Consider the following 18548-nt stretch of genomic DNA (forward strand, 5'->3'; position numbering starts at 1 on the left):
TTAAGATTTACATTGTTTAGCAACCCTAAGTGCGCGTTCTTTACCCCAGTTAGGATGTATGGCACTCTTTGGGTTAAAGGTATCAAAAAGATTTAATGCGGTTTCAATGTCTTCACAATATGGAGCGGTATCTTTTCCAAAATATTTAGCGCTTCCCATAGCCCAATCGGCTTTGCAAAAGGCCGCTCTTGGGTTTGTAGGGTCTAGAGTATAAGCGTCATGGTATAGGCTGTTAATTTGAGCACTGTATTTCATGCCATAAGTCATACCGTCATAAACCACCCAATTGGTTAAAACCTGAGCTTGCATAATAAGGAGTTCTGGGTTGTTCTCGCTAATGGCCTGTGCTAGATCTAAGTGCTTTTGAGCTTTATCTAATTGCGCTTTTAATACCACAGCGTCTTTTTCAGTCCAGCTTTTAAGACTGTTTATTTGGGCAATGTAATAATGCGGTAGCCATTCTTGGGGTTCGGCTTGTGCAATTCGTTCAAATCTATTTTCGGCCTCATCTGTTTTTCCAATTTTCCAAAGTTCAAAGGCTTTAGTCATACTGGTTTCAAAATTAGATTGTGCATGAGTTACTGTGCTAATGGCGACGACTAAGAGAAGGATTAAATTTTTCATGCTGTATTGGGTTTTAAGGGTTATAAATTGTTTTCAAAATGATACGTCTGTTTATTATTATTATTATTATTTATAGATGTATTTTGATAATGCTTGAGAGGCTGTTCAGCTACAGTACTTACCGGTTTTAAGGTGTGGTCTGCAATACTAATGGCTATAAGAATTATAAGTTTTGAAAGTGTAATCATCATATATGCGATTTTGTATAAAGCAAATATCTAGAGATAGGTCGGAATTAAATAAAGCGATATACCGAAGTGTCAATTTTTAATGATGAATTGTAATCTTGTTATAAGCGAATAAAAAAAGGCGAGTTTTAGTCTGAAGAAAATCTCTAAACTGCCTTTAAATTTGATGTGCTTTTTGAAGTTCCATTGATGATGTTAACCTAATAAGGCTTCTGTTTATGGGCCGTATAAAGGATAAATAGGGAATGGTAGACTGCCCTAAATCGCTACGGATTATGTATGAAGCAAAACTCCTTGAATGCAAATAGAGAATAAAGTCTTACAAACCTCAAAAAGTCTCAAAGTTGTCCCTTTGTTGAAATGATTTATACTGAAAGTGAGTTCGCTTAGCATATAAAAGATGAATGTATCGCTAAGGGGCTCATGCTTATTCTTTAATCAGTCTTCGCAATTGTGTTCCAAAAATACCAGCAATTCCCGCTGCTAACCCGCCTATTATTCCTGTAACCACCATAAGCAGATATGGATTCCCCTCTAAAGGAAGTAAGACGGCAATGCGTTTTGCCATGATAAAGTTGTTGGAAGCGCTTAAATAATAACTCCAAAGAAACCATAATAAAAAGATGCCTAAGAAAGGGATAAAGAATACAGTTGCTTTTTTTAGCGGAACAAGGAAGGCAGCTCCGATAGCCGCAAGCATTACAGACCACCAAGGCAAAAATAAAGCGAATAAAAAAGCTAATACAATTGTAATACTAAAATGGAGTAGGTTATGACGCATTATTTTAGAGGTGTTAAAGTTTGAGTTCCAATAATGGCTTTTGTAGCCGTATCGTTGGGTAAAAAATGAAGTTGGTAATAGTCTCCTGCGGCCCATTTGTCAATAAAATTATCATAAAACTGGCTACCAGGATTACCCGATTGCCCACCAGGGTAAATGCCTAAGGCGGTAGGAGGCGAAGTCATTTCTACAATCATCCGCCAAGACGGTCCCCAGTTTTCAGCGGTCGCATTGACAATGTTTTTTCCGCCACCAATAGGAATATTAAATCTGGAAAATGCCGGAAGTGCTTGTAATAGATGTCCAGCAAAAGTGCCCTTGTAATTTACCCATTTAAGGCTGCCGTGTTTTGTCTTCCAGGTATTGAGGTTTTTAACGGCTTCACTAAAACTTAAACGGAACAAATCTTTAGCCGTTTCTTTTTCAGGCGTGTTTATAAGGTCCATAAAATCATCATCCCCATTGTTTTTTAAAAGCGCAATGGTTTGGTAAGTAAATGGTGTGGTTAGGGCCATATTTTCAACCTCAAATTCATCCCAAACCATGTCGTAGAGTACATCCCACCAAGCTTTCCAAATACTCGGGCCAAATTCATCCATAGCATTATTATAATCCCAATGTTTAGCCAATTGGTAAATTTCTTTTTCGTCTGAATTAAAACGAGTGGTGTCCATGAGAGACAGCATATAAGGCATCAGTTCTGATGCTTTTAAGTTATAATTATTGTTCTGTAGATCCTTAAAATCATCAACGCTAAATTGCGCTTTAGAGTTAAAGTAATTGTTAATCACCCGATTGCGGTAGGTTTCATAACCGTCATTAAAAACGTAGAACGGGTAGGCTTCATCTACTGGGGTTTGGTTGGCAGAACTTACAAATCCTCGCTTCGGATTTTTTACGTGGGCATTGAATTTTTGAGGGATAAAACTTTGCCAATCGTTTTCGGGTTGGCTTCCGTCCATTACAAATTTACCTTGACCTTCCCATTTGTTAGGAAATTGACCTTGAACCCATAGGGCAATATCACCTTCTGTAGAGGCAAAAACAAAATTCTGTGCTGGGGCCACCCAATGTTTTAGCGCCTTTTTGTAATCGTCATAATTTTTGGCTTTATTCATTTCGGTAAATGTTTTTTGTCCATTTCCAGGGATAAAACCTGTCCACTGCATGGCATAGCCCGATAAATTATTGTCCGATTTAAAATTTTTATCGTAAACCACAGGACCATGATGCGTATACAACACGGTATCGCGGTAGGCTTCTTGGCCTCTAATTTTAATGTGTTCTACACGTTTTTTTAGAGGCTTCCATTCTTTGTTGTATTTGTAATGCGTGCGGTTGGTATTAAATTCAATTTTATACCAATCAATAACATCGCGTGTGGCGTTGGTTTCTCCCCAAGAAATATGTTCGTTAAAACCAGAAATTATGCCTAAAGCTCCGGGAAGCGTAGCACCAAAAACATTATGATTTGGTGTGCTTAATTGCATAACAAACCAAATATTGGGTAAGTTTAAACCGAGATGGGGATCATTGGCTAAGATAGCATGTCCTGTAGCTGATTTTTCTTTAGATACCGCCCAGTTATTACTCCCGTAATTGGGGTCGGGCTTGGTAATGGTTTCAGCAACGGCTTCTAAAACAGGTTCGGTATTAGGATGTGGCGTCTGCAGGACGTTAATAAAACTCCAGTCGTGATCTTTAGGAATAATAGGTTCTGTATAGTTATAAAAATCAGGAAATAATAAATCAAAACGGGCCTTGCCAAACAAACGTAAGGCATTTGTGTTTTCCATATCATTATCACCACCCGCCAACATTTTAGTCATATACATTAATAGTAAGGCTGTTTTTTTAGGAGTCCAAGCTTCAGGCTGGTAATCCAATAACTTGTATTCTACTGGATAATCTTCAGGTTTTAAGTGCGCTATATAGCTGTTTACGCCATCGGCATAGGCCTGAACCTGAGCTAAAGTTGTTGGGTCTTCGCTCATTTTTTTTAGGGTTTGTTCCGCGCCATAAACCATACCGCGTCTTCGTTCTTGTCGGTCATAATTTAAAGCAGCTTCTCCTATAATTTCGGATAGACGCCCAGAAGCGGCAAAAGTTTGAAATTCCATCTGCCATAAGCGGTGCTTGGCGGTAAGATAACCTTGAGCACGGTATAAATCGTTTTCATTTTGAGCAAAAACATGAGGAATAAGTTGAGCATCATAGTGTACGGTGACCTTGTCTTTGAGATTTGGAATACTAAGGGTGCCTGTGGTGGTTTCATCCGTTTCATTTTGCCAAATACCGGTGTAAGGATTGAGAAATTTTCCGATTGGAGGTACAGATCCAAATTTAACGTTTAATCCATAGCCTACAGAAAGCATTAGTAGAAAGGAAGCAATTAGTTTAATAGCGTTCATAAATAATAATATAGAGAACTTAAAAATAAGGAATTTATAGGCAATTTGATAAGGCTCTAAGTGAAGACTCAAAATTTATAAAACTTTGAATGGGGTTTATGGACTTCAAAAATCAAGCTAAAAGTTCAAATTGATCCACGCTGAGCTCCCTTAAATACAAGATAAAACAAACCTGTGTATCAAAGGGAATGAAAATTTACTAACCGATAAATTTTAGAGTTATAAAGTCTGAATTAATTTAAAATTAAAGACTTACGCTAAGTGCTAAAAAGAATTTTAATAGAAGGAATGAGCCCTACAACTAGGGGTGATTGGTACGAAATGAGGACTTAGAGTTTTAGAATTGGATATATTGGTCCGAGTTTAGGCCATAATTTAGCGTAAAACCAATTTTTTAACCACGTCTTTGCGGAGGGATTCGTTAAGCATTTTTACAATTTTCTCCCTTCCGTAGCTAAGTTCTTCACGTAGCACGCTAGAACTAAGTTGTACGTAGAGCGTTCCATTTTTAAGTTCAATGGCTGTGGTGTAATTGTTAACACCATTTCCCATAAGTTTTGTCCAAGCTTCTCGGACATCCACCTTATCTAATCCCGATTGTAAATTATTGGTTTCAACAAATTCCTTTAAAATATCTTGTATGGATTGGTTGTCGTTATTGCGTTTTGCCATGGTATTTTGCTATTGCGTTAGGGTCAATTTTGTAATGCGTCAGCGTTGTCTTCTTTCAAATCTAAACGAATAGGAGTATAACGTTTATACAAATATACGTTTTCATCTTCATTTATAATTTTTAGTTGCTCCGAGCTGGCCTCTAAAATGGTTTCTTTCCATTGCGCATAAGGGGTGGTGTAGTAGATGTTTAATTCATCATTCTCAATACGTAACTCAATACGTTCTGCGTCTGCAGAAGTGTAATACGTGTCATTTAAACCGGGTTTAAGTTTTTTTCTAAAGCCTTTTAAACTGTCATTAACACTAATAAAATCTATGGTTTCATTATAAGGATAAGTCTTTTTGCTTCCGTCTGCTAAGGTGACCTCTTCAATTTCCCAATAACCTTGTAAATGCGCTATGTGAGCTTCGGGGTGTTTAGAACAACTGCATAGAATGAGGCATAGGAGCCAAAAATAGGTTTTCATAATTTAAACATTTTATACGATTGGTGGGTTTGTTTTATCACATTTTCGGTACGTTCAGCATGGGTGTCACTGATAAAAATTTGCCCAAAGTGATCATCATCAACGAGGTTAATAATCTGTGCGACTCTGTTTTCATCGAGTTTATCAAAGATATCATCTAAGAGTAAGATGGGCGATACACCACTTTGTTGTTTTATAAAATCGAATTGCGCTAATTTTAAAGCGATTAAAAAGGATTTTTGTTGCCCTTGACTTCCAAATTTCTTAATAGGAAAATCGTCAATTAAAAATACCATATCGTCTTTATGCGTCCCCACGCTAGTGTATTGAAGGGCTTTATCTTTATTAATGTTTTTATGTAGTAAATCGATTAATTCACTATCAAACAAATCACTTTTATATTTAAGGTCAATGGCTTCTTTACTTTGACTAATGGCTTCGTAGCGTGCTTTAAAGATAGGGATGAAGGTCTTTAAAAAAGCATCTCGTTTTTTAAATATTTCTGTACCATAGCTGTGAAGTTGTTCGTTATACACGGCCAAGGTATCTGCATTAAAGGTATTATTAAGGGCGAAATATTTTAATAAAGCATTTCGTTGACTTAAGACCTTATTATAATTAATAAGTTCTAATAAATAATATTTATCACTTTGAGAGATGACACTATCAATAAATTTTCGTCGGGTGTCACTTCCTTCTATAATAAGGTCACGATCGGCAGGCGATATAATAACTAAAGGAATAAAACCAATATGCTCGCTAAATTTGTCATAAGCTTTAGCGTTTCGTTTAATGACCTTTTTTTGGCCGCGTTTTAAAGAGACTATAATTTTTTCAGGACGGTCATTTTTAGTAAAATTTCCATCGACAACAAAAAACTCAGCATTGTGGTTGATATTTTGAACCGCAATAGGATTAAAGTAACTTTTTCCGAAGGCTAAATGATAAATAGCATCTAATGCGTTTGTTTTTCCGATGCCATTGGCACCAACGAAGCAATTTATTTTGGCGTCGAAATCGAAAACCTGACTTTCAAAATTTTTGTAATTAACTAAAGATAGTGAGTTTAGATTCATGAAAAGGTAACGTTAGGCCTGTATTTACTGCTGTAAAGGCACATTTGAGCGAGTTATTAATTATTCAAAAATAACAAATAAATAGGCTTTTAAATCCCAATAAAAATTTTATTTTTGCGCACGCACAAAATGACACATTATGGCAACGTATAAGAAAAGAGGCTACAAACCGAAAACGAAAAAAGAGAAAGAGCAGGAAGAGATTATCGATGATAGTAACTCTACAACTGCTGAAGTATTTAATACTTTAGATGAAGGCGCTTCTAGAACTGAAGAGTGGGCCGTAGCAAACCAAAAATATATTTTAGGTATTGTAGGGGCTATTGCTGTAGTCGTTTTAGGATACTTAGGGTATAACAAACTTGTGGCAGAACCACAAGAGCGTGAAGCTATGAATGAAATGTACACCGCTAAAAAGTATTTTGACGATGCTGTTTCTGGTGTGTCTTCAGATTCACTTTACAGAATGGCTTTAGAAGGTGGCGAAGGTAAATACGGAATGTTAGATATTGCAAGTGAGTATAGCGGAAGTCCTGCGGCGAACTTAGCAAACTACTACGCTGGTATGGCTTACTTAAACTTAAAAGATTACCAAAATGCGATTACGTATTTAAGTGATTTTTCTAGCGATGATAAAATGTTAAGTCCTATTGCTAAAGGTGGTATTGGAGACGCTTTTATGCAATTAGAGCAACCTTCAGATGCTTTAGGGTACTATGAAGATGCATTTAAAGCTAACGATAACAATTTTACGACACCTATGTACTTAATGAAAGCTGCTAAAGTGGCTATCACTTTAGGTGAAAATGACAAGGCTTTAACATATTTAAAGCGTATTAAAACGGATTATTCTACGTCTACTGAAGCGAAGAATGTAGATGTTTTAATAGGAAAAGTAGAAGCAAGCTTGTAAGATATGGCAACGGCAAATCATAATTTATCGGCATACGATAAAGCAACAATCCCAAACGCGAAAGATTTTCGGTTTGGGATTGTTGTTTCAGAATGGAACGATGAAATCACCGAAGGTTTATGGCAAGGCGCATTCGATGCCTTAATAGACTGTGGTGCGGTAAAAGAAAATATAGTACGTTGGAATGTGCCAGGAGCTTTTGAGCTAACTTACGGTGCAGCACGTATGAGTAAAAGTATCTACGCTGAATCTGGAATGCTAGATGCTATTATTGTTATTGGTTGTGTAATTCAAGGCGAAACCAAACATTTCGATTTTGTATGCGAAGGCGTTACACAAGGTATCAAAGATCTTAATGTACAAGGTGACATTCCTGTTATCTTTTGTGTGCTTACTGACAATAACAAACAGCAATCTTTAGATCGCTCTGGAGGTATTCACGGAAACAAAGGTACCGAAGCGGCCATTGCAGCGATAAAAATGGCAGTTCTCCGAAAAGATTCAGCCTTATAGAATTAGCGCTATTTATAAGCTTTAAAACTTTAAAATAATCCATATCCTATGACATATGATGTGGATTATTTGGTTTTACTCAACTGCCAACACAGGCGTGGCATCCTTTTTGTTGATAATTTTAAGGTATCCTTAAGGAATTTTTCCTTGTATTTTCAGTACTTTTGAGATTCATCAAGTTAAATTAAGAGGTAGTTGTTTAAGCAGAGAAAAAATAAACGTTTTACATACAAATCTCAACTTCAGGATTCCGATAAAAGCAAGTCGAAAGACGACTTCGAAACCTTATGGAATGAAGCTAATAGTAGTAACAAACATCGTGGAAGTGTTTTAACGTCGTTACCCGCCTTAATTATTATATTAGTTTTAATTCTTGTTTTAATTTATGTCCTTGACGGATATATTAAATAAAGATATTATGGGACCAATAAAATTCACTTTAATAAAAAGACTGCCTAGAAATAAAAGGTTCAACTATACACCGAGATATTACGAAGGTAAAGATGGTGTAGAAGGCACCCAATATGCTTCTAAGTTTGATGCCTATGCCGAAACGTACAATAAAAACGATTTTTCAGGGCAGTGGCATGATAATAGAATTAAGCTAAGGAATCGTAATAACACTACTGGGTTTAATAGAACAATCTTAATTTTAATTGCGGTTTTTGTCTTAATCTTTTTGTTTATCATCGACTTTGACTTATCCATATTCTTCACCAATCGCTAATGTCAGATATTATTCAGCTTTTACCAGACCATGTTGCTAATCAAATTGCAGCAGGTGAGGTGGTACAACGTCCAGCTTCTGTAGTTAAGGAATTACTAGAAAATGCTATTGATGCTAATGCTACCGAAATAAAACTCATTATTAAAGATGCGGGTAAAACGCTTGTTCAGGTCATTGATAATGGCAAAGGAATGAGTGTTACAGATGCTCGATTAAGTTTTGAGCGCCATGCGACGTCTAAAATTAAATCTGCTGAAGATTTATTTTTACTGAATACCAAAGGGTTCAGAGGCGAGGCTTTAGCAAGTATTGCAGCGATTGCTCATGTAGAATTGAAAACCAAACAAGAGGAAGACGATTTAGGGACCGCAATTGAGATTGAAGGCAGTGTAGTAAAAAGTCAAGAGGTTACCGTAACACCAACAGGAACTTCGGTGTCTGTAAAGCATTTGTTTTTTAATATCCCTGCTCGTCGTAATTTCTTGAAATCAGATTCTGTAGAATTACGTCATATTACAGACGAATTTCATCGTGTTGCTTTGGCACATCCTAATATTGCATTTTCATTTTACCATAATGGCAGTGACATTTTTAATGTACCACAAGAAAATTATAGGCAACGTGTGGTGCATATTTTTGGCACCAGAACCAATGAGAAATTGGTTCCTGTTGAAGAAGAAACCGAAGTATTAAAAATATCAGGCTTTGTTGGGAAACCCGAATTTTCTAAGAAGACCAAGTCGGAACAATTCTTTTTTGTCAACCAACGTTTTATTAAAAGTCCGTATTTAAATCATGCGATTAACTCGGCCTATGATGGTTTGTTAAAAGATAGTTATCATCCTATTTATTTTCTGAATCTTACGGTAGATCCGAAAAGTATTGATATTAATATTCACCCCACTAAGACCGAAATCAAATTTGATGATGAACATACGCTTTATGCCATCTTAAGATCGGCGGTAAAGCACAGTTTAGGGCAATTTAATATTGCGCCAATTTTAGATTTTGACGATCAGGCAAATCACTTTAATACCCCATACGATTATAAGGACAAACCTGTAGAAACACCGGCTATTGAAGTCGATCGAACTTTTAATCCTTTTGCACAAGAAAAGATACCGGTGTCACCTTTTTCTGGGAAATCGGTAGTGACGACAAAGCATTCGCAGACCGGATTTAAATCCTCAGGGTCAGGAAATTCTTGGGAGAGTTTATATGTTGGTTTAGAATCTAAGAGTAATAACTCGGATTCTGAATTTAGCCAAATGACTTTTGAAAGTGAAGCCAAAGATAGTTCCATTTTTGACGAGGCCGCTATAGAAACCCGAAAGTCTACCTTTCAGTTACAACAAAAATATGTGGTGAGTACTTTAAAATCGGGGATGCTTATTATAGATCAGAATAGAGCGCATCAACGTATTTTATATGAAAACTTTTTAAGGCATATTACCATAAAGGAAGCAACAAGTCAACAATTACTGTTTCCTTTAGAATTGCATTTCACACCTAATGAAATTGGTATTATTGAAGGCTTACAATCGGAATTAGAACATACAGGTTTTGTGTTTTCTGAAATGCAAGACAAAACCATAACCATCACAGGGGTGCCGGTTGGTGTTCCGGAGAGTGAAGTCTCTATGATTTTAGAGCAACTTATTAGTGATGTAGAGAATGATGTGCCAGACACCAATTTTAGTACTACGGATCTTTTGGCCAAGTCTATGGCGAAGAGTTTAGCGATAAAAAACGGACAGTCTTTAAATAGTGCAGAACAAGAACATATGGTAAATAGTCTATTTGCCTGTAAAGAACCTAATGTGTCTCCTGCTAATAGGCCTACCTTTATTACTATGGCAGTAGACGAGATTGAAAAAAAATTCATGTAATTTATGAGACAAGGAATCACAGATGCTGTGAAGCATTTATTAATTATAAACGTTGTCATGTTCATAGGAACATTGGCCATAGGAAATGGAGAAGCCTTCTATCAATGGTTTGCGCTTTATTTTCCACAAAACCCAAATTTCCAACCTTGGCAGCTTTTAACCCACATGTTTATGCATGGTGGTTTTATGCATATTGCGTTTAATATGTTTGCTTTGTGGATGTTTGGTACGGCTGTAGAACAAATATTTGGCGCTAAGAAATTTGTTATTTTCTATTTGCTTTCTGGTTTTGGGGCAGCGTTAATTCAACTTGCTTTTTTATATTTTCAGTATAATTCAGGTCTAACAACCTTAATAGAGTCTGGTGCTTCACAGACCGAAGTTTTAAGTATTTTAAGTGAAGGAAAATATAGTACAGCTTGGTTACCGCTTTTAGGCGATCAGTTTGATGGCTTTATAGGTGCTTTTAATGGTACTATGGTTGGAGCTTCTGGAGCTATAATGGGCGTTTTAGTGGCCTTTGGGATGTTGTTTCCGGAGTCTAAATTAATGCTCATTTTCTTACCTGTTCCTATAAAAGCAAAGTATTTTATTCCTGGAATTATAGCCTTAGATTTATTTTCTGCAATTTCTGGAAATTCTATATTTAGCCCTAGCAATACCGCATATATGGCTCACGTTGGTGGTGCCTTAACGGGTTTCTTACTGATGTATTTCTGGAAGAAAAATGAAAACGATAAATACCGCTGGAATTAATTATGAGCGTTATTCAAGATTTAAAATATAAGTATAATAATCTCGATGTTTTTGGTAAAATCATCGCCATTAATGTGGTGGTATTTATCATTGCATTATTATTTAAATCCTTATTAAGATTTCATCTTTTTGCTTATTTTGAATTGCCGTCAGGGATCATGGATTTTCTATTTCAACCTTGGTCTTTAATAACGTATGGGTTTTTACACAACGGCCTATTTCACCTTGCCTTTAATATGTTATTCCTCTATTATTTATCGCAGGTGACGAGCAATTTATTTCGTGTTAAAATGGTTCTTAATATTTATTTTTTAGGAATTATTTTCGGAGGATTGGCTTATTTGGCTTACACCAATTTAATGCCTGCCTCTTTGCTAGGCGGTCAAGGCGTATTAGTTGGCGCTTCTGCAGGTGTTAGTGCTTTGTTGCTATTTGTAGCGGCCTATATGCCTAATAGTGAGATCCGATTGTTTAATATGTTTAACGTAAAGTGGAAACATATTGCGATGGTTATTGTGGGTCTCGATTTGTTTAGAATTATTTTAGGACTCAACCAAGGCGGATATGTAGCACATTTAGGAGGATATGCCTTAGGCTATGTCTATGCTACAAAACTGGTAAAGGGTACGGATATTGGCGTAGGATTTGAACGTAGCATGGATTGGTTTATGACGCTTTTTAAACCGAAATCCAATTTAAAAACGGTTTATAAAAGTAAAGCTAAAAATAAAGCTAAACCTAAGACTAAAAAGGCCGCAAATCCGTTAGATAAGCAAAAGAAAATTGATGCTATCCTCGATAAAATTAGTAAGAGTGGTTATGAAAGTTTAACTGCAGACGAGAAAGCATTTTTGTTTAAAGTAGGAAAAGATTAAGTTAGGTGAAGGGTTTAAGTCTATGGAGTAAAATTGTATTTTTCATCAATTCATTGGTGGCATTTCTACTGCTTATATCTTACGTTTTACCCTATATTCCACCAAAAAGTTTTGCCTCATTATCCGTATTAAGTTTAGGCGTTCCTTTACTCATTATGTTTAATATTATCTTCTTTATTTACTGGTTACTCCGAGTGCGCAAGCAGATGTTATTGTCTTTAATTGTGCTTCTTTTAGGGTGGAATTATATTAATTCCATGTATAAATTTTCAGCTTCTGAAGCCATTGCAGACGACGCTAACTTCTCTGTGATGTCATTTAACGTACGTCTTTTTAATCGGTTTGGTTGGTTGCCTAGAAAAACGGTAAAGCAAGATATTCTACAATTTATTAAAGAGGAGAATCCCGATGTTTTATGTCTTCAAGAGTATAGAAGTGGGGATCCTATAGATTTAAAAGGGTATTATAATTTTAATGCCAGGCAAACTAAAGGGGTAAAGTCCGGACAAGCTATTTTTTCTAAATTTCCTATTGTTAACTCTGGTTCTTTAGAATTTCCGAACACTTATAATAACGCTATTTTTGTAGATGTTGTAAAACAGAAAGACACTATTAGAGTCTATACCTTTCATTTACAATCTTCTGGGATTCAGACTGACGTTGAAAAATTAAAGGAAGAAACTTCAGGACATTTGTTTAAACAGGTAAGGTCAACATTTAAGACGCAGCAAGAGCAAGTGGAATTATTCTTGGCCCACAAAGCCAAGTCTCATTATAAAACCATTGTGACTGGTGATTTTAATAATACACCGTATTCATATATTTATAGAGTTGTTAAGGGAGATCATTTTATTGATACTTTTGAAGAAGCCGGAAACGGTTTTGGAAAGACTTATAACTTCAAGTATTTTCCTATGCGGATCGATTTTATTTTGGCCGATAAAGATTTTACCGTGAATGGCTTTAAAACTTACGACCTAAAACTATCGGATCATTACCCAATTAAAACAACTTTAAAACTGCATTAACCAACAATCTACAGTATCTGCGAGGATATGAATGGTTAATCCAAGTCCGATAAGTCGTGTGGCCTTCGGAAACAATAATAGAATATATAAGGCTACAGCGTAGTAAGAGTGAAGCGGATGAAAATTAATGCTGCAACGTCCAGGATGAAAAATTGGGCTTGCTAGTAAATGATCGAGATCAATAAGCATTCCCAACAACATAATACCATAAGCTTTTAGCCAATGTGTTTTATAAAAACACAAAGCTACCACTAAAGGAAGTCCGAAGTGTATGCCGTAATGAATAAGCGGTTGAAGCATGCAGATTTAAATAAGAACGATATCTTGTCGTTTTAAATATAAGGCGGTATTAGGACCTTCGTTAAATAAAAGATCTAAAATACTGAGATTAGAAATAAACCCATGTTTTTCGGTAAAAACTTGGGTATACGGTTCTAAAACCTTCACCTTGGTATTACGTTTTACTAAAGCTCTATAATCTGTGGTGTTTTCGGGCGATTTGCTAAACGTTTCTGTAAGATTAGGTTTCAAATCTAACTCCATGGCGTCTACTAACAACTCGAAACATTTCAGATTAAAATCTAAAATATAGTCAAACTGAGTTTCAAAGAGCGGCATTAAATCGTCTATATAGAATTCAAAAAAAGGCGACATGCTATAGGCCGATAATAACGATTTTAAATGCAATTGTTGCCATTGTTCTTCATTGGCAATTTTTACATCTTTATAGTATTGTCTGTTTTTTTGACTGTAACTCACCGGAACTGTTAATGCTAACTTTCCATTGGCGCCATAAATTTCTACTCGATTTCGGTAGGATTGCTTTTGGTAGTTATCACTCACTTCAAAATTTAAAACATCAGCCTTTAGCATCGCACAAAAATGTACGATGTTAGGAAAACAAGTGGGGTATAATAAGGTGTTCAAAATCTAGCTTTGTTTAGACTTTTTCTTTTTTCTCCATTTGTTATAACCTGTTAATCCTAAGACTAAGATAAGAAATGGTATAAGGTAAGAGGTACGTTCTGGTCCGCCACTTACGGTAGTGAATATACGATCCCAACGGAATTTCCAGTTTTTTAAACCATCATTAATTCCATCAATACTCATCCAAATAAATACAGGCTTACCAAAAATGTGATCGTTAGGAACAAAGCCCCAATAACGACTGTCAATAGAGTTGTGTCTGTTATCTCCCATCATCCAATAGTAATCTTGCTTAAAGGTGTAAGAAGTTGTGGGTTGATCGTCAATGAGAATTTGATTACCGCGGGTAACCACCTTATGGCCTTCATATTCTGCAATAGCACGTTTATAAATTGAAATGTTTTCGGTAGTTAATTGTACGGTACCACCAGCTTTAGGAATCCACATTGGGCCAAAGAAATCAGAATTCCAGTTGTAATTAGGATCTCTTGGGAAGATGAGGTCTCTTTCGCCTTCAACTTGTTTTATAGGCGCTACAGCCGCCACTTCAGGATGTAATTTTAATTGAGCAATCGCTTCGTCGGTCGCCGCAGGAACGATATAAGCCAATTCGGCAGAACCATATCTTGGGAAATCTGTAATATCATATTTTTTAAAGATTTCGTAGATGCGTGCAGGTTGTAGTTGACGTTTAAACGTAACTTCATAAGAAAATTGAAGGTGGGCACGAGGTGGTAATTCATTTTGTTTCCCATTGATGTAAACATAACCATCTCTAATTTCTAAAGTATCACCAGCGACGCCAACACAACGTTTTACTAAGTTGGTCTTTTTATCTATGGGCTTGTAGTAATTACGGTCTGGATTAAAATTATTCATATCCAATAATGTATCGGCAGGTTGATTAAAAACCACAATATCATTACGTTCTACGTTTTCAAAACCTGGTAATCTTAAAAAAGGCAACTGAAGTTTATTGATCCAAGAGCTGTTTCTTTCTTCAAAATTATCATCAAATAAGTACGATTTTTTTCCGATTACAGGAATCGTATCATGAACCATAGGGGCACCAACTGTCGTCATAGGGACTCTCGGACCGTAATGTAATTTACTAACGATAAGGAAATCACCAACAAGAAGTGATTTTTCTAAGGACGACGATGGAATTACAAAAGGTTGAAAAAAATAGGTATGCACAATAGTAGCCGCTACAATAGCAAACAAAATAGAGGTAATCCATTCTCCTGTAGAGGTCTTCGGTTTAAGTTCACGATCTTCTATATAGTGAACATCGGCAACATAATTAAGATAATAAAGGTAGAAGCCTAAAGTAACAATACATAATAGCGCATCTAACTTACTGTCTTTTCCGTAAGTTCGAGCTGTTTCTACCCAAGCCGCAGGAATCATTACAAGGTTAACAATAGGTAAGAACATTAAAATAACCCACCACCAAGGGCGCGAAATTATTTTCATTAACACTACAGCGTTATAGACCGGGATAAAAGCTTCCCATGCTTGCCTACCGGCTTTAATATATAATTTCCAGGTTCCTAAACCGTGAATAACTTGTAGTATGAGTATAAAAATAAACCACTGTGTCCAGCTCATAATATTTTGTTTTGTCTAATGTAAAAAACTAAATGAATATATCGTTATAAGATATTAAAAATGCATTTTAGGGATTGAAAATTAGCGTATTGTGTTTCTAAAGGGCTGTAAATTAACCAATGTTTAACACATCTTTCATGGTAAATATACCGTGTTTATCCTTTATCCATTCGGCAGCAATAACGGCACCCATAGCAAAGCCTTGACGACTGTGAGCGGTATGGCAAATACTAATGGTGTCAATCTCTGATTTGTATGTAATTTCATGCGTTCCAGGAATGCCTTCAATACGTTTAGCTTCAATATGAATTTCATCTGCTTTAGGAGCATCTAAAGTCCAATTGGTATACGTTGTTTTTTCAATAATATCTTCTGCTAAAGTAATGGCTGTACCACTAGGTGCATCTAATTTTTGGGTGTGGTGGGTTTCTACCATTTCTGCTGTATATTCCGAAAAACCAGACATCAGGGTACTTAATCGTTTGTTAAGCTCAAAAAAGAGATTAACACCTAAACTGAAGTTTGAAGCATAAAGAAATGTCCCTTGATGTTCTTTACAGTATGCTGTAATGGTATCGTATTGGTCTAACCAACCTGTAGTTCCAGAAATAACAGGAACTCCCGCATCAATGGCTAACTTAATATTGGCAACAGCTGCAGATGGGATACTAAAATCAATGGCCACATCTGCTTCTTCAAGATTAGTGATAGAAGCGGTATCTTTTACTTTTAAAATAATATCGTGTTGGCGTGCAATAGCAATGGTTTCAATACTTTTTCCCATTCTACCATAACCGAGTAAAGCTATTTTCATGTTAAAATTTAAAATTAAGTGTAAGGCCTAAGTCCGACGAGTTTTCCAATTCATTGTACTGATAATGTGGACTAAGGCTTAAGTTTTCATCAACATTAAATTGAAGCAAGTGCGCATCAATATTAGCGTCGAGGATATTTAAAGCATATAAGCCTAAGGTAATTAAGGCAGACATTTCTTTGTTACGTCTAAATTGTTCTTGCGCTCTAATAAGACCATCTTCCGAGATTAACCCATAGAATTCATCATCCGTATACCCTGCTAAACGCCTTTTGTAGGCATCTCTATAGCGGTCAAACTGTTTATCGTTTCTAGTATAAAAATAAATCCCTGTACCTATAGCACCCCAAACAATCGGAATTTTCCAATACCTCTTGTTGTAAGCCTGTCCTAGACCTGGGAGAATAGCAGAATAAAATGCTGCTTTTGAAGGGCGTAGCGGATCGATTTCTTTTTTAATTAACGTATCACTAATAATAAAAGGACTTTTGTCTTTAGCAATACTAGTGCTGTCTTTTTCTTGTTGAGAAAAGGATAAGCATACTGAGAATAAGCAAAAAACAAGCGTATAAAAACATTTATTTGTCACGCTGAACTAATTTTTTAATGCGGTTGAAATCTTCTTCAGAATGAAATGGGATGGTAATTTTTCCACTTCCACTCTTAGTGACTTTAACATCGATTTTATGACCAAAATATTCAGAAAAATCTTTGACTCCTTTTTTAATGTGCTTCGGAATTTCAAAGGCTTTGGTTTCGGGTTTATCAGTAGTATCCGTATTAAGGTTTTTAATGAGTTGCTCTGTGGCTCTCACGGATAACTTATGGGTGATGATTTTTTCATACACTTCAAGTTGATCTACAGCACTTTCAATATTAACCATAGCTCTTCCGTGGCCCATACTTATAAAACCATCACGCATTCCGGTTTGAATAATAGGATCTAACTTTAACAAGCGTAGGTAATTGGCAATCGTAGAACGTTTTTTACCTACACGTTCGCTCATTTGCTCTTGTGTTAGTTGAATTTCGTCTATTAAACGTTGGTAAGACAATGCAATTTCAATAGGATCTAAGTCTTGACGTTGAATGTTCTCTACCAAGGCCATTTCTAAAGACTCTTGGTCGTTAGCAATACGGATATAAGCCGGTACGGTTTCTAAACCAATAAGTTTAGACGCTCTAAAACGACGTTCTCCAGAGACTAGTTGAAATTTATTAAAGGCAAGTTTTCTAACCGTTATAGGTTGTATCACACCCAACTCGCGAATAGATGAAGCAAGCTCCTTTAAAGAATCTTCATTAAAATTAGTTCTTGGTTGAAAAGGATTAACTTCAATACTTTCAATATCAAGTTCTACAATATTTCCCACAACTTTGTCTGCGTTGTTGTCTTCTGCAGAATTGATATCATTTTCAGGATCTTTCAGTAATGCTGAAAGCCCGCGACCTAATGCTTGTTTTTTAGTTGCCTTCGCCATGTATTATAATTCATTTTTATTGATAAGCTCTTTTGCTAAGCTTAAGTAATTCACTGCTCCTTTACTGGCAACATCATAATTAATAATGCTTTCACCATAACTTGGTGCTTCGCCTAAACGAACATTTCGTTGTATAATGGTTTCAAAAACCATGTCACTAAAGTGTTTTTGTACTTCTTCTACCACTTGATTAGATAGGCGTAAACGCGAATCGTACATGGTAAGCAATAAGCCTTCTATGTCTAACGTAACATTGTGTATCTTTTGTACACTTTTAATAGTATTTAACAGTTTTCCTAAGCCTTCGAGTGCGAAATATTCGCATTGAATAGGAATAATAACAGAATCTGCAGCGGTTAGCGCATTTAAAGTTAATAAGCCTAAAGAAGGGGCACAATCAATTAAAATATAATCGTAATCCGATTTCAGATCGTGAATGGCTTTTTTCAGCATATATTCACGTGCTTCTTTATCTACAAGTTCTATTTCAATAGCAACAAGGTCAATGTGAGCCGGTAAAACATCAACATTGGGCGCATTAGAAGGAACAATAGCCTCCTTTGCCGTTGCCGTATGTTCTAAGACTTGATACGAACCAATCTCTATAGCTTCCACGTCTAAACCTAAACCAGAACTGGCATTGGCCTGAGGATCCGCATCTATAAGAAGTACCTTTTTCTCTAGCGCTCCTAAAGAAGCTGCTAAATTCACTGAGGTCGTTGTTTTACCTACGCCTCCCTTTTGATTTGCTATTGCAATGATTTTACCCATTTTATCTTCGGATTCAATTTA

General features: G+C 36.1%; 21 protein-coding genes. 7 read left to right on the plus strand and 14 right to left on the minus strand.

Annotation, left to right across the window (positions count from 1 at the left end; genetic code table 11):
- The 7 genes from DFQ08_RS06155 to recF all read right to left on the minus strand — a co-directional run bounded on the left by DFQ08_RS06155 (position 1) and on the right by recF (position 6222).
- Positions 1-624 (minus strand): tetratricopeptide repeat protein, encoded by a 624-nt coding sequence (locus DFQ08_RS06155; protein WP_114308939.1) that lies wholly within the window; start codon positions 622-624, stop codon positions 1-3.
- A gap of 20 nt (positions 625-644) precedes the next feature.
- Positions 645-815, minus strand: coding sequence for a hypothetical protein (locus tag DFQ08_RS16125; protein WP_181858368.1), 171 nt, complete (start codon positions 813-815; stop codon positions 645-647).
- Between the two features lie 424 nt (positions 816-1239).
- Positions 1240-1593 (minus strand): hypothetical protein, encoded by a 354-nt coding sequence (locus DFQ08_RS06160; protein ID WP_114308940.1) that lies wholly within the window; start codon positions 1591-1593, stop codon positions 1240-1242.
- On the minus strand, positions 1593-4004 hold the full coding sequence (locus DFQ08_RS06165) for a penicillin acylase family protein (protein ID WP_114308941.1): 2412 nt from the start codon (positions 4002-4004) through the stop codon (positions 1593-1595). The genes DFQ08_RS06160 and DFQ08_RS06165 overlap by 1 nt, the downstream gene beginning before the upstream one ends.
- A gap of 375 nt (positions 4005-4379) precedes the next feature.
- Positions 4380-4676 (minus strand): DUF721 domain-containing protein, encoded by a 297-nt coding sequence (locus DFQ08_RS06170; RefSeq protein WP_114308942.1) that lies wholly within the window; start codon positions 4674-4676, stop codon positions 4380-4382.
- Positions 4677-4699: 23 nt separating this feature from the next.
- The gene (locus tag DFQ08_RS06175) at positions 4700-5146 is read right to left on the minus strand and encodes a lipocalin-like domain-containing protein (RefSeq protein ID WP_114308943.1); all 447 of its coding nucleotides are present in this window, start codon (positions 5144-5146) and stop codon (positions 4700-4702) included.
- A complete protein-coding gene (recF, locus tag DFQ08_RS06180) occupies positions 5143-6222 on the minus strand; it encodes a DNA replication/repair protein RecF (protein ID WP_114308944.1) in 1080 nt (359 codons plus the stop codon). Before recF ends, DFQ08_RS06175 begins: the two co-directional genes overlap by 4 nt.
- Positions 6223-6361: 139 nt before the next feature.
- Between recF and DFQ08_RS06185 the strand changes: the two genes are divergently transcribed.
- From DFQ08_RS06185 to DFQ08_RS06220, 7 genes are all read left to right on the plus strand, one after another.
- Complete coding sequence (locus DFQ08_RS06185; protein ID WP_114308945.1) at positions 6362-7135, plus strand: tetratricopeptide repeat protein; 774 nt, start codon at positions 6362-6364, stop codon at positions 7133-7135.
- Between the two features lie 3 nt (positions 7136-7138).
- Positions 7139-7648: a 6,7-dimethyl-8-ribityllumazine synthase gene (gene ribH, locus DFQ08_RS06190; RefSeq protein ID WP_114308946.1), complete on the plus strand. Its 510-nt coding sequence runs from the start codon at positions 7139-7141 to the stop codon at positions 7646-7648.
- Between the two features lie 418 nt (positions 7649-8066).
- On the plus strand, positions 8067-8375 hold the full coding sequence (locus DFQ08_RS06200) for a hypothetical protein (RefSeq protein ID WP_114309685.1): 309 nt from the start codon (positions 8067-8069) through the stop codon (positions 8373-8375).
- Positions 8375-10264, plus strand: a complete 1890-nt coding sequence (gene mutL / locus DFQ08_RS06205; protein ID WP_114308948.1) for a DNA mismatch repair endonuclease MutL — start codon at positions 8375-8377, stop codon at positions 10262-10264. The genes DFQ08_RS06200 and mutL overlap by 1 nt, the downstream gene beginning before the upstream one ends.
- Positions 10265-10267: 3 nt before the next feature.
- Complete coding sequence (locus tag DFQ08_RS06210) at positions 10268-11020, plus strand: rhomboid family intramembrane serine protease (RefSeq protein WP_114308949.1); 753 nt, start codon at positions 10268-10270, stop codon at positions 11018-11020.
- A 2-nt stretch (positions 11021-11022) separates the two neighbouring features.
- Complete coding sequence (locus DFQ08_RS06215) at positions 11023-11895, plus strand: rhomboid family intramembrane serine protease (RefSeq protein ID WP_114308950.1); 873 nt, start codon at positions 11023-11025, stop codon at positions 11893-11895.
- 5 nt (positions 11896-11900) lie between these two features.
- A complete protein-coding gene (locus DFQ08_RS06220) occupies positions 11901-12923 on the plus strand; it encodes an endonuclease/exonuclease/phosphatase family protein (protein WP_114308951.1) in 1023 nt (340 codons plus the stop codon).
- Here the strand turns inward: DFQ08_RS06220 and DFQ08_RS06225 are convergent.
- The 7 genes from DFQ08_RS06225 to DFQ08_RS06255 form a co-directional block, all read right to left on the minus strand.
- Positions 12909-13223, minus strand: coding sequence for a DUF6122 family protein (locus DFQ08_RS06225; RefSeq protein WP_114308952.1), 315 nt, complete (start codon positions 13221-13223; stop codon positions 12909-12911). The genes DFQ08_RS06220 and DFQ08_RS06225 overlap by 15 nt on opposite strands.
- A 6-nt stretch (positions 13224-13229) precedes the next feature.
- The gene (locus DFQ08_RS06230; protein WP_181858369.1) at positions 13230-13850 is read right to left on the minus strand and encodes a WbqC family protein; all 621 of its coding nucleotides are present in this window, start codon (positions 13848-13850) and stop codon (positions 13230-13232) included.
- A gap of 3 nt (positions 13851-13853) precedes the next feature.
- A complete protein-coding gene (lepB, locus tag DFQ08_RS06235) occupies positions 13854-15461 on the minus strand; it encodes a signal peptidase I (RefSeq protein WP_114308954.1) in 1608 nt (535 codons plus the stop codon).
- Between the two features lie 112 nt (positions 15462-15573).
- Positions 15574-16275, minus strand: coding sequence for a 4-hydroxy-tetrahydrodipicolinate reductase (gene dapB, locus DFQ08_RS06240; RefSeq protein ID WP_114308955.1), 702 nt, complete (start codon positions 16273-16275; stop codon positions 15574-15576).
- 1 nt (position 16276) lies between these two features.
- Entirely contained in the window at positions 16277-16864 is a 588-nt protein-coding gene (locus DFQ08_RS06245) for a DUF5683 domain-containing protein (protein ID WP_114308956.1), read from the minus strand.
- Positions 16854-17756, minus strand: a complete 903-nt coding sequence (locus DFQ08_RS06250; RefSeq protein WP_114308957.1) for a ParB/RepB/Spo0J family partition protein — start codon at positions 17754-17756, stop codon at positions 16854-16856. The genes DFQ08_RS06245 and DFQ08_RS06250 overlap by 11 nt, the downstream gene beginning before the upstream one ends.
- Positions 17757-17759: 3 nt before the next feature.
- Positions 17760-18527: a ParA family protein gene (locus tag DFQ08_RS06255; protein ID WP_114308958.1), complete on the minus strand. Its 768-nt coding sequence runs from the start codon at positions 18525-18527 to the stop codon at positions 17760-17762.
- Between the last annotated feature and the right edge of the window lie 21 nt (positions 18528-18548).

Source organism: Winogradskyella arenosi, from assembly GCF_003337305.1.
Lineage (GTDB): Bacteria > Bacteroidota > Bacteroidia > Flavobacteriales > Flavobacteriaceae > Winogradskyella > Winogradskyella arenosi.